The organism is Chloroflexota bacterium (genome assembly GCA_035652535.1).
In the GTDB taxonomy this organism is placed as follows: Bacteria; Chloroflexota; UBA6077; order UBA6077; family SHYK01; genus DASRDP01.
The window spans coordinates 1-12,136 of record DASRDP010000020.1; the positions used below are offsets into that span (position 1 = coordinate 1).

General features: G+C 66.4%; 11 protein-coding genes. 8 read left to right on the forward strand and 3 right to left on the reverse strand.

Annotation, left to right across the window (positions count from 1 at the left end; genetic code table 11):
* Nucleotides 1–359: 359 nt before the first annotated feature.
* Entirely contained in the window at nt 360–1,037 is a 678-nt protein-coding gene (locus tag VFC51_03040; GenBank protein HZT05978.1) for a hypothetical protein, read from the forward strand.
* Nucleotides 1,038–1,073: 36 nt separating this feature from the next.
* On the opposite strand, the gene VFC51_03045 is transcribed toward VFC51_03040, so the two are convergent.
* Nucleotides 1,074–1,724 (reverse strand): hypothetical protein, encoded by a 651-nt coding sequence (locus tag VFC51_03045; GenBank protein ID HZT05979.1) that lies wholly within the window; start codon nt 1,722–1,724, stop codon nt 1,074–1,076.
* 228 nt (nt 1,725–1,952) lie between these two features.
* Between VFC51_03045 and VFC51_03050 the strand changes: the two genes are divergently transcribed.
* The 4 genes from VFC51_03050 (at nt 1,953) to VFC51_03065 (ending at nt 5,793) form a co-directional block, all read left to right on the forward strand.
* Nucleotides 1,953–2,765, forward strand: coding sequence for a YozE family protein (locus VFC51_03050; GenBank protein HZT05980.1), 813 nt, complete (start codon nt 1,953–1,955; stop codon nt 2,763–2,765).
* Between the two features lie 87 nt (nt 2,766–2,852).
* Entirely contained in the window at nt 2,853–3,890 is a 1,038-nt protein-coding gene (locus tag VFC51_03055; protein HZT05981.1) for an amidohydrolase family protein, read from the forward strand.
* 48 nt (nt 3,891–3,938) lie between these two features.
* The gene (locus VFC51_03060; GenBank protein ID HZT05982.1) at nt 3,939–5,309 is read left to right on the forward strand and encodes a pyruvate carboxylase subunit B; all 1,371 of its coding nucleotides are present in this window, start codon (nt 3,939–3,941) and stop codon (nt 5,307–5,309) included.
* A 118-nt stretch (nt 5,310–5,427) separates the two neighbouring features.
* Nucleotides 5,428–5,793: a hypothetical protein gene (locus VFC51_03065; protein ID HZT05983.1), complete on the forward strand. Its 366-nt coding sequence runs from the start codon at nt 5,428–5,430 to the stop codon at nt 5,791–5,793.
* Between the two features lie 374 nt (nt 5,794–6,167).
* Here VFC51_03065 and VFC51_03070 read toward each other — a convergent pair whose 3' ends face one another.
* Complete coding sequence (locus VFC51_03070) at nt 6,168–6,710, reverse strand: VOC family protein (protein ID HZT05984.1); 543 nt, start codon at nt 6,708–6,710, stop codon at nt 6,168–6,170.
* A gap of 868 nt (nt 6,711–7,578) precedes the next feature.
* On the opposite strand from VFC51_03070, the gene VFC51_03075 reads away from it, so the two are divergent.
* The 3 genes from VFC51_03075 to VFC51_03085 are packed head-to-tail and all read left to right on the forward strand — an operon-like array spanning nt 7,579 to nt 9,911.
* Nucleotides 7,579–8,589, forward strand: a complete 1,011-nt coding sequence (locus VFC51_03075; GenBank protein ID HZT05985.1) for a lysylphosphatidylglycerol synthase transmembrane domain-containing protein — start codon at nt 7,579–7,581, stop codon at nt 8,587–8,589.
* Nucleotides 8,590–8,607: 18 nt separating this feature from the next.
* Nucleotides 8,608–9,045, forward strand: coding sequence for a hypothetical protein (locus tag VFC51_03080; GenBank protein ID HZT05986.1), 438 nt, complete (start codon nt 8,608–8,610; stop codon nt 9,043–9,045).
* Nucleotides 9,046–9,089: 44 nt separating this feature from the next.
* The gene (locus tag VFC51_03085) at nt 9,090–9,911 is read left to right on the forward strand and encodes a UbiA family prenyltransferase (GenBank protein HZT05987.1); all 822 of its coding nucleotides are present in this window, start codon (nt 9,090–9,092) and stop codon (nt 9,909–9,911) included.
* Between the two features lie 127 nt (nt 9,912–10,038).
* Here VFC51_03085 and VFC51_03090 read toward each other — a convergent pair whose 3' ends face one another.
* On the reverse strand, nt 10,039–11,751 hold the full coding sequence (locus VFC51_03090) for a peptide ABC transporter substrate-binding protein (GenBank protein ID HZT05988.1): 1,713 nt from the start codon (nt 11,749–11,751) through the stop codon (nt 10,039–10,041).
* Nucleotides 11,752–12,136: the final 385 nt, after the last annotated feature.

Here is a 12,136-nt window from a genome sequence, read left to right on the forward strand (position 1 = left end):
GAGTGACGGCAGGCCAGACCGTTCCCCACTACCATGTCCACATCGTGCCAAGTTATCCAGGCGATCCGCCGGGCCGGATCTTCCGGTCGGAGGATTTCGACCGCGTGCCGCACGACGAGCTGCTCCAGATCGCCTCGCAGATCGCTCAACATCTCGATCCGCCTCCCGTCGCATAGAGCCAAACGTCCGTAACCGCGCGGGCCCGCACGTCGGTCGCCAGACCATGGACAGCTCGGTCGACGCACGTCTCGGCTGAAAGGCGGTTGTGCGCGAGTCCGAGCCTGACTACACTATCGGCGAGCGGACGCCACTCGCGCGAGCATGGCGTTCCCAGAAGAGCCAGGCCCAAGGGAGGCGCCATGCCACGCGTCGGCGAACAGGGTGACGTCTTGCGGGCGCTCGGACGATCCCTGGACGAACAGGGAGCGAGACGGATCGAGATCAAGAGCCACGAGGTGTTTTTCGCCGTCTCCTGGGCCACGGACGCTACGGCCCCGGAGCAGCGAGCCTACCAGGAACACGACCTGGAGTCGCTGCGCGTTCAGGCCCGGGCCATGCGCCAGGGGGTGACGGGAGCCACCCGCGGCGCCTCTCTCGCCGAGCTGCTCCGCACCCTGGGCCAACAGCTCGACGAGGAAGGCATCGAAATGACCGCGCTGTTTCAAGACGACGACGGGTTTCGTGTGTCCGGCGTGGGCGCCGGCCGCTACCAGACACGCCTCTTCGAGACAGCGGACCTCATCGCCATGAGCGTGAACCGCAAAGTGGACCGGGGAACCGGGCCGAGCGAGCCGCCCCCGGATCCCCTTTCGAACGCGACGCTGGGCGTGCCGGTCGTGACGCAAGACGGCCAGCGAATTGGCAAGCTCGCTGAAATCCGACCCGGCGCGTTCAAGGTCGGCGCGCCCATGCTCCAGCGCGACTACTGGCTCACATCCGACTGCGTGGCGTCGACCGGCCCTGGCGAACCCCTCGTCCTATCCCTGACTAAAGCGCAGGTCGACCAACGCAAGCTTCGCACCGCGCCGGTGGAGTGACGGGTTTCATGGGCGAGCCGCGGGTGACGCAACCGGTTATCCGCGATCGATCTCGGCCAGAATAACTTCGCCCGCGGAGCCAATAGCCGCAACGGATTCTGCCGGCAGCCAATAGTCCTCCCGCGACCCGCTGGCAGCGATTTTGAAGGACCGCCCGCGAATCTCCTTCACGATCCCCAACATTTCGCGCTCCTCGCTCAGGACCACGGCTCCGACCTCGACGCCGGCAAACGCGTCCGGTGAAGCGGGCTCGACCGGCTGATGCGGAACGAACGAGCCGCGCGCAGCGCGCCGCGCGGCGCCCATCGCCACCAGTTCTTTTGTTTGGTATCGCTTCGTCACGTAGCGCCCGTCGACCGCGCCCGACACGCGAAAATACCGCGCATCCCGGACAATCCCGCTCAGCTCGATCCCCGCCCCGTCTAGCTCCTGCCCGATGGTCCGAAGCAGCTCCACGATCGAACCCAGGGGCCCTCCATCCGATGCCCGCAGCTCGCGCGCTTCCCTGCGGAGGTCTTCGAGCTGGTGCTCCTGATAGGCCTGATGCACACCGGCAGAGCTTTCGCTGTCCCAGCTCACCGCCACGAAGCTATGGTGGTTGACGATCTCGAACGTCGTGGCATCCTGCTCGTCGAGGAATTGCCCAAGCGCACGAAGGATGTCCGCGTTTTCGCCAGCGTGTCGCAATGCTGTACCCCACTCGGTGACGGGCAACGCAAGATGGGCCGGTACGACGCCCCCCTGAAAGGCGTGCGCGCTCCGACGAGTGTACCGACGCCCCCGGCCGCGCAACAACGGTCGCCGTGGCCAGGCTCGCGACCGGGGACCCGCCGTCCGGGCGACATCACAGCGCTGCGCAGCGGACGTCGGCGGCGCTTGACGGGTCATCGCTTGTTCGGGAAAATCCCAGGTGTAATGGAAGCGCGCATCCTCCGTCACTGGCTCCTGTCCGGTGTGCCGAAAGACCAGCTCGCGCCAATCCTGGCGAACGCCCAGGCCGTTCGGTTCCTCCCCGGAGAGGTCGTGTTCGAGGAGGGCGACCCGGCCGACGGCGTGTACCTCATCTCGACCGGCGCCATGGACGTGACGGCGACGGACGAGCAGGGCCGTGTCGTGCTCGCGCGCATTTCAGCCGACGACGTGCTCGGGGAGATGGGCGTGCTGGACGGGCAGCCGCGATCGGGCACGGCGACGGCCGATGAGCATTGCACGGCGTATTTCGTTCCGCGGGAGCGGTTCGTGGAGGCGCTCCGCGGATCGCCGGCGCTCTGCACACGGCTGCTCGCGCTCCTGGCGAAGCGCCTTCGGGCCGTCAACGACCGCATCGTCGAGGCGCCGCGTGCAGCCCCTCGCCCATCGACCGGTCAACGAACGCCCGCCGAGCCACCCGCGCCGTCCAGCGCACCGACCTCCGCGACCCCGGCCGAGGGCGCACAGACGACGGGCCGGCGAGCGGCAGAGTCCGTCCCGGAACCGAGCGAGTCATTCTATGACTGGCTCATGCGGCACACCGACTGGGCGGAAAGCGTGGGAGACCTCGCGCGATTCGCAGCGAACGAACCAGGCTGGCCCCGCGACGCGCGCGACGTCGATACGATCCTGCGGTACCTCGAATACCAAACGGAGGGGGCTCGGCTGCAGCGCGCCCTCGGCCGGGCATGGGCGAAGTGGGAGCTCACGGGACGACAGGGAAACCCCATGGGGGATTTCATCGACGCGATCACGTAGACTGTCCCTCGCGCTGCTGGATGGCCAGCGTGGATCGGGAACCACGCGGGGCGGCTTCGACCACACGTTGACCGGAGGATGAACCACATGCCCGTCATCGACGCGGATGCCCACGTCATCGAAACTGACCGCACCTGGCAATTCGCCGAAAGCTCTCTGCGCGAGTACGCGCCGGTGGCCGCCAACGGCGACGGCGTCCCTACGCCGATGGGCGACTATTGGCTGATCGATGGCGCTGTGCGGTCCCGCTTGGGGAACATCGGAAAACTATTCCCCAAAGAATCGCGGGAGATGCTGGACGTATCGGCGCGCCTCCGCCACATGGATGAGCTGGGGACTGACATCCAGGTGCTTTTCCCGTCGATCCTCACGCCATACACCGAGCGGCCGGAGGTGGAAGAGGCCTTCTGCCAGACGTACAACCGATGGCTGGCAGACGTGTGGCGTCAGAGCCCGCAGCGGCTTCGCTGGGCAGCGATCCTGCCTCTGATGAACATGCAGCACGCCCTCACCGAGCTCCGATTCGCGCGAGACCACGGCGCGTGCGCGGTCTTCGTCCGCAGCATCGAGGGCGATCGCCAGCTCATCGATCCGTACTTCTTTCCACTGTACGAGGAGGCGAGCAAGCTCGACGTCCCCATCTGCGTGCACGCCTCGGTTGGGAGCTCGGCGCTCGACCGCATCCTGAGCCAGGGGCGGGACACGGGCAATTTTCTGCGCTTCAAGCTCACGGTCGTCGGGGCTTGCCACCAGGTGATCACCAACAGGATTCCGGACCAGTTCCCCAAGCTCCGGTTCGGCTTCATCGAGACGAGCTCGCAGTGGGTCCCCTTCGTGGTCAACGATCTGCTCCGGCGATTTCAGCGGCAGGGCTGGGAGATCGCCAGCGGCAGCGAGCTGCTGAAGCGGGACCGGATCTACGTCACATGCCAGAACGACGACGATCTACCCTTCGTGCTGAAATATGCCGGCGAGGACAACCTGATCATCGGGTCCGACTATGGCCACGCCGACAACGCGACGGAGATGGAGGCGCTCCGCCACCTGCAGGAGCGGACGGACGTCGAGCCCACGGTCATCAAGAAGATCCTGGACGACAACCCGCGGGCCCTGTACGGACTGTAGCAGGAAGCGGCGCGCCGCCGAAGGCGTCGAAGGAGGGATGGAGCGAGCATGGCAGAGAAGATCGCCATCATGGAGACGGTGCTCCGCGACGCCCACCAATGTCTCGTCGCGACGCGCATGCGCACCGAGGACATGCTTCCCATCGCGCCGCGGCTCGACGAGATCGGGTACTGGGCTCTCGAGACGTGGGGCGGCGCCACCTTCGACGCCTGCCTTCGCTTCCTGAACGAATGTCCGTGGGAGCGGCTCCGCGCGCTACGCGCCGCAATGCCGAAGACGCGGTTCCAGATGCTCCTGCGGGGACAGAACGTTGTCGGCTATCGGAACTATCCGGACGACGTCGTCCGGGCGTTCGTGGAGCGGGCGGCCGCCAACGGGATCGACGTCTTCCGCGTTTTCGACGCGATGAACGACATCCGAAACATGACCACGGCCATCGACGCTGCGCTCGCCACCGGAAGGCTCGTCGAGGGAACGGTCTGCTACACCATCAGCCCGGTCCACTCGCCCGATTATTTTCTGCGCGTCGCGGAGAAGCTCGCCGAGATGGGCGTTCACATCATTTGCCTCAAAGACATGGCGGGCATGCTGGCCCCCTACGCCGCGTACGAGGTGATCAGCAAGATCAAGTCGCGCATCGGACTCCCACTCCATCTGCACTCGCACTGCACGGCCGGGTTGGCGCAAATGTCCTACATGATGGCCATCGAAGCGGGGGCCGACATTCTCGACACAGCGATCTCGCCCTTCTCCCAGGGGGCGTCCCAGCCGGCCACCGAACAGGTCGTGGCCGCCCTGAAAGACACGCCGCACGACACCGGGCTGGACCTCGACAGGCTCGCTCCCATCGCGGAGTACTTCTACGCGGTCCGGCGCAACTACGCGGCGTTCGAGAGCCCCATTAACAATCAGATCAAAACCGACGTGCTGACTTCCCAGATTCCTGGCGGGATGCTTTCGAACCTCATCGCCCAGCTTCGGGAGCAGAACGCCGAGCACCAGCTGGAGGCCGTTCTCGCCGAGATGCCGCACGTTCGCCGGGACCTCGGCCACCCGCCACTCGTCACCCCCACGAGCCAAATCGTCGGCTCCCAGGCTGCGCTGAACGTGATGACCGGAAAGCGGTACTCGGTTGTGAGCTCTGAGACGCGGCGGTACGTCATGGGGCACTATGGCGAGCCGCCCGGGCCCATCAGTGAGGAGATGAAGGCCAAAGTCCTGGGCAAGCGCCAGCCGATCACCTGCCGGCCCGCGGACCTCCTGGACCCAGGGCTCGATCAAGCGCGGAAGGAGCTGGGTGGCCTCGCTCGCAGTGAAGAGGACGTGCTCAGCTATGCCCTCTTTCCCGACGTCGCGAAACGTTTCTTCGAGGAGCGCGACGCCGCGTCTGCTCGCAAACTGCCAGCCGAAGCCAGGTAATGGCTGGATCGACTACTCCATCGAATTCGTAACCAATGGGCCGTATTTCGATCTATAGTTAATCAGGGGCAATAGGACTCACAAGCCCCGAGAACACTGTTGGATCGGAGGTCCAAAAATGACGAGCAGCAACGTTGGCCTTGGGACGTTCCTCACGTTCCTCTTCATGGTTGGCGCGTCTGCCTGGTTCTGGGTGCACCTGCGCTACGCGCTGTTTGGCCAGCACGCGACCGGGCAGTGGCTCGCAGACCATCGCGGCATTCAGCTCCTGCGACTCGGCGGAATCCCATTCGCGGTGGCGGTGTTCGGCGAGATCTACGCGCCCATTGGTGGAACTCTGGCCGGCTTCCACCCGATCACCGCGTTCGTGTGCGCGCTCATCGGCGTCGTCATCGACTGGATCCTGTACGGAATCGGCGAGGGACTGAGCCATGCGATGCCGTCCGAGGTCGCTGAACCCGCGCAGCTCCGACGAGCGGCCTGAGTCTCATGCTGAGAGCCGCGGACGATCAGTGCAACGCACTGAGGCAGCGCGGCTAGCCCCGAGAAGCCGAGCCAGCGACGGCGAGAGCGCCCCACGAGCGAGGGAGCCATAGCCCGGGCTGTGCTACGGTGGGGGAGTCGACCTCGACAACGTTCACGCCGGGGTCGGGAAGAAAAAGCCGCTAATCGATCGGAAGAGAGACGAATAGGGATATGGTCCTCCGGAGCGAAAGACAGAACGGGCGCCCGTAGCTCCTCGCAAGCGGAGCTGCGGACACGCCGCTCCGGAGGATCGCGGGCTGCGATCCGCGCGATTCCCGCCGGTGTTCACTGGCCGGGGTCCGCGCCAGCCGGTCCGCGCCGAAGCGACCCCCTCTACCAGCACGCGGGCACGGGATTGTCGCGAGCCTCCTCCAGCGTCGAGGTCGGATGAAATTGGCTCGCCGGCCGCGGACGGTCGCCCCGGCCGACCTGGTCCATGTTGCAGTACAGCTCGACGTGGTAGCCGTCCGGGTCATCGAATGAGACGTCGATGTTGCACCCTGCGCCCTTGCGCCCCTCGCTGCGGATGGGAACGCCTCGGGACTTGAGGAATTCGCGGATGGCGAATAGCTCGTCGATGTGTCCCACTTCCAGCGCGAAGTGGGAAAGCTGCAGGTATTCCGGCGGCGGCATCTGCCCGCCGGGCCGCGAGAACAGCGCGACGGTGTGGTGATCGCCGCACGCATTGAGAAAGACCATCTGGCGATCCGGACGCTTCTCCCAGTCCGACACGCGAAAGTTCAGGATCTCGGTGTAGAACTGCACGCTGCGCTCGATGTCGGACACCCACAACACGACGTGGCCGAGCTTCCGCACTTGCACGGGGCTCTTCGTGCCGATCGACTGGTCGATCGCCTGCATGACGGTCTGCGCCATGGTTCTGTTCTCCCTTCGGCGCGTCGTAGCGCGCCGTGACTGATCGCATCCAGTGTAGCGGGCGGAGCGCGACCGCACAATCGCGATCAGGGTCCCCCATTCCCCACGGATCGGCGCCGATAGTCCGCACACCCATGCCGCCTCCTCCTTGATTTGGCGCCATCGCAGTTTCGTTGCACAGCCATAGTGCACTGCCTTGCAGAGTTCAGCCATCCCAGAAACATGGGGATGCTCGCGCAAGCCACCCGACATTTCTGGGGAATGCGCGATGACGCCCGCTGGCTACAATTCCGGCCATGGACCGAGAACGCCTCCGCCGCACGGGCGACACAATCGTGCGGCCGGCGCACGCGAACCTCGACTCGGTCACGTTCGCGGCGGAAGCCACTGAGTCGCTGAGGCGCGTGATCGGGTTCGACCGCAGTTGCTGGTGCACGGATGATCCGGGCGCGGTCCTATGCACCGGCGGTCTCAATCAGGGGTTGGGCTGCTCAGGCGCGTGGCTCGCCAGATACGCGTCCGTGGAGGATGACGTCAATCAGTGGTGGTTTCTCGCTCGCAGCGGGCGCCGCCGGGCTCAGGGCCGGCGCCTGAAGAGGCGGGCGACGACGGAGATCGCGCTGACCTCTCTCTCGCCCTATACGGTCCAGGATTCTTTCACGTCGACCTTCGATAAGGAGGGTGCGGACCCGCGGCGAGCCCGTGGGTCAAATCTTTCTCCAGCACGCCGTCCCGCGCTGGGAGGACATGACGGTACCGCCCGCTGGATGGTTCGCGAAGGGTGCCCCGACGCGAGCGGTGTGTCACGGATAGGCCGCGTGGTGTCTGCGCATCGCTTGGAAGCTCCGGCGGACGATCGAGGTGTCCGGTGAGCGAGACGAGTGCGCCACCGAGCTTTTCGGCGCACATCGTGCGCCGTGCCGTTACCCTCGTGGCCATTGGCATCGTTCTGTACGCGGCCATCGCCTTCTTCGCCGACGCGGGAAAGATCGCCGGTGCCCTCGCTGTCTTTTGGTGGCCAGCCCTCCCCGCGGCCATCGCCCTCACCCTGTGCAACTACGGGCTGCGATTCGCGAAGTGGCAGTATTTCCTGCACGTAGTCGACGCTGAAGTTCCCGCGCGCCCCAGCCTGGGGATCTTTCTGGTCGGGCTCGGCATGGCGATTACGCCGGGGAAAGTGGGTGAATTCTTCAAGAGCCACCTTCTCCGTGAGGCTTTTGGGATTCCGATGAGCGTTTCGGCTCCCATCGTTGTCGCCGATCGACTGACGGACCTGCTTGCGATGCTGATTCTCGCCCTCGGGGGCCTCGTGAGCCGCGAGGGCGGGCCAGCCCTAGCCGCGGCCGTCTTCGCAGGATGCTTGGGCGGCATTCAGCTCCTTCGATGGCGCACGGGCGCGGAGTGGGCCCTCGACATTTTGGGGCGCGCGCCGATTCTCACGCCCCGGGCAAGCCACCTCCGGTCGCTGTACGAGAGCGCCTATCTCATGTTCGCTCCAAGACCGCTGACCCTCGCCACGCTGCTGAGTACGATCGCCTGGTTCGCGGAGTGCCTGGCCCTCGCCGTCATCCTCTACGGCCTCGGCCACGCGGCGAGCTGGTCCCTCGTCGGCGCCGCCACCTCGTCGTACGCGCTTGCGACCCTGATCGGGGCCATCACCTTGCTTCCCGGCGGTCTCGGGGCCCAGGAGCTGAGCCTGGCGAGCCTGCTCGCCTTCGCGCTGATCGGGATCTCGCGCGAGGCGGCGGCGTTCGCCACGATCCTCGTCCGCCTCGTGACCTTCTGGTTCGGCATCGCCATCGGACTGACCGCGCTCGGGCTACGACTTCGGGCGGACCGGCTGCTCGCAACCGGTGCCGTGCCGATCGCCGAGGACTGATTCGCGGAAGGAGGCGCCGTGGAGTTCGACATCGGACGTGCACGGTCCACGACGGTTCGGGACCGGATTCGCCACGTGGCGATAGAGATCCTCGAACGGCACCCCGAGGGTGTTCGGTACAGCGAGCTGGTACGGATGATCATGGAGGCCGATCCGACGTTCAACCTTCACACGGTCAGCGGCTACATCGCCGACCCGGAACAGACGTTTCCCGGCACGGTGTACCGACCGTCCCGGGGTGTCTTCCGATTGGTTGCCTTTCAGTCTCCGCAGGAATCCGCCGAAGGGCACGGCGCGGCGCCGGCGGAGATGGATGGCGACCGGGCAGTCGAACTCGAGCCGGCGCTAGACGCCGACTGGGTCCAGATCGGCCTCACGGCCGCGGCGATCCTCGCCGCCATGCTACTCGTGGGCCTCGCGACCGGCTACCTCGTCTGGGCCGGAATGGGCGCGTAGCTGGCGATCCTAGCCGCGACGGCTTCGGCCTCGAGCCATCGGCGATGAGCCGCGTCGTCGCGCACGTCCGCTTGATCCACCCCTTTCCCGCGCTCACGGTGTCGGCCACCGGGTTCGGGATCGCGCTGGTCGCCGCGCCGCTGCAGTGGGATGCGGCTCTGCGCATCCTGGCGATGATTCTCGCCAGCCAGGTGGCGATCGGGTCGTTCAACGAGTACTGCGACGCGCCCGTGGACGCCATTGGCCAGCCGTGGAAGCCCATCCCCGCCGGGCTCCTCACACGGCGGGACGCGCTGGTGCAGGCGACCGCCGGTCTCGTCGCGTGCCTCGCGATTGCAGCGTCGTTCGGAGCTGTCACGGCGGCGATCGCGGTCGCAGGGTGCGCCATCGGCGGCCTCTACGACTCCGCGCTGAAGCGCACGCCGTGGAGCTGGCTGCCGTACGTCGTGGACGTGCCGCTCCTTCCGATCTGGGCGTGGTCCGCGGCCGGCGTGCTGACGGCGGACCTGATTTGGATCTACCCGGTGGGTGGGCTACTCGCCCTGAGCGCGCACATCGCCAATGCGATCCCTGACGACGCCGAAGACCGATCGACGGGCGCCCACACCATCGTGCAGCAGCTCGGCATGGAGCGCGCGCTGGCGCTCCTCCGGGTGAGCTTCCTCGGCGCCGGACTGCTGGGCGCGCTCACCATCCTTCCGTCCCACTTTTCCCTTCCGCTCCTCACGATCGGCGCCGGCGCCGGCGCTGTCGGTTTGGTCGGCGTCTGGCTCATGGGGCGCGCCGATCGCCGACGGCTTGCGTTTCGGCTCATCGCCCTGGCGGCCGGCTTACTGGCGATCGGTGCGGCGGTCGCGGTCCGTTAGATGCATGTCCGCGGCGTGCGTCGACGGGCGCAGCACGAACGGCTTATTGGGCGTGCTTCGACGGGCGTGCTCTGTGCAGTGCCGGATGGGCCAACCACCGTCGACTCCCGACGGAGCCTCGGACGCGCTACCCTTTCGTGTCCCACTCGTAGGCATTCCAGGCCTGCGTGCCGTTCGACCCGCCCGCGCCGACGTTTACCAGGCGGTTACTGATGAGCGTTGGCGCCGCGTCGTAGAAGATTGGGAGGATGACCAGGTTCTCCGATACATGCTTCACGATCTGGCCCATGACGCCCATGCGCTCCGTGGTAGGGATCGTCGTGAAATACCGCTCCACCAGCGAGTCCAGGTCCGCGTTCCGGTAGCGCGATCGATTGCCGGTCACTCGGAACTCGTTCTCCGGCAGGGGGATCCGCGCGATCTGAAGGTTGGGGAGACCCCGCTCGTCGGGCGGGTTCCGGTTCAGCTCGAACCCCGGAAACGTGGCCCGATATGGCAGGTCCTGCGCCTGCTGCCGCGGCACCAGGACGGGCGTACCGGTGAGGCCAACCTGCTTCCAGTCGTCCAGGGAGGCCAGAAGGATCTTCTCGCGCAGGTCGTCCCCTGCCGTCGTCCGGATCTCGATGACGAGCGGCTTCCCACTCCGATCCATCAGTGCGCCGTCCGACCCTCGCGTATACCCGAGCCCAGCCAGCAGCTCTGCCGCCTTCCGCGGGTCGTACGGGTAGTGGGTCACTGCCCGCGCCTCGATCTCCTTGTACTGCGGCTGGCCCGGCAACAGCCAGCTATCGGCCACGCTGCTCTGCCCCGGTAGCAGCTCGTCCACGAGCTGCTGCCGATCGATCGCCTGCAGGACCGCTTGCCGAAACTGCAGGTTCAGCATGATGGGCGGGTTCGGGTCGATGAATTGCGGGTAGAGGGCGACCCAGGAGCTGTACTGCAGGTCCATGTGGCCCGCGCCACGCCACGCATCGACGATCTGGCCGGCTTGCGGGCCGGAGATGCTCCGCCCCAGCACGACCTCCACGCTCCCAGCCAGCAGGTTCGCGGCGAGCGTCTCATCATCCGGGATGAACCGCACCTCGATCTCGTCCACCTTCGGCCGCCCCAGCACGAAGCCATCGAAGGCGGACACGACCAGATGGCTCCCGAGCTGCCACTCCTTCAGCTTGTACGGGCCTGCCCCCACGTACTCCTGGCCCCAGTACGGCTCGTCCGTAAACCCGGCCTTCCGCTCCCGATAGGCCGGCTCCAGCGCGTGTTTCGCGATGGGCAGGGCGAGCTGCGTGCTGAAGAGCCAATCCGCGTGAATGAAGGGCCGGTTCCACGAGACCGTCACCGTCTGCGGGTCCAAAGCCATGATCCCGCTGATGAAGTTGTACGCCGCGTCGCCGAAGATCGGGAGATCCGGGTCGCGCATCACCTGGAGGGTGAACACCAGATCGTCGGCAGTGAAGGGCACGCCGTCGTGCCAGCGCGCCCCGGGCTTGATGTGCCAGGTCAGCTCCATCGTGCCGTCGGGAGCCAGAATCCAGAGCCCGTTCTCGACCGAGGGCGACGCCTCCGCCAGCTCCGCGATCGATTCGCCGCTCCGGTTCGCCTGCGTGAGCCCGGCGGCGACCAAGTCCTGAACGCCGTCGACTCCGCGGAAGCGCGAAGACGGGTTCAGCTTTTGGTAGACCATCGGGATGTCGTCCTGGACGGCGGCGACGATGCGCTTGACGCCGGTGGACCGCGCGGAATCGTTTCGCTCGGGCCCGCCCGAGAGCTGGGGCCCACATCCGAGGGCGAGGACGACAAGGCTGATGAACGGCGCGAACGAAACCATGGCCCGGTGCAACGGTTTCTCCTATCTCGCATTCAGAACGCGTGGCCAAGCGCGCGGTGATGATTCTATCGAAAGGACACGACGTGCAATCGCAACCGACTCGGAGCGGGCTCGGAGCGTCCGTCCGTTGACGCGCGATTGACGGGGCGCAACGGCCGCTCTGACCGGGGCCGCGTATCGTCGAACTATGGTGAGCCGACACGGCCGGCGATCGGCGCCGCAAGTCGCGGAGTCGGCCGAAGCTATAGGCTCAGGAGGTCGCGAGATGGACGCGCTGGAGATTCTGCGACAGATGCACGGCGACGCGAAGAACGCTTTTCAGGGTATCGAGCGCGCGACGCCGGACGAGCGAGGGCGACTGTGGGCCAAACTGCGACCGGAGCTCATCCTCCACGAG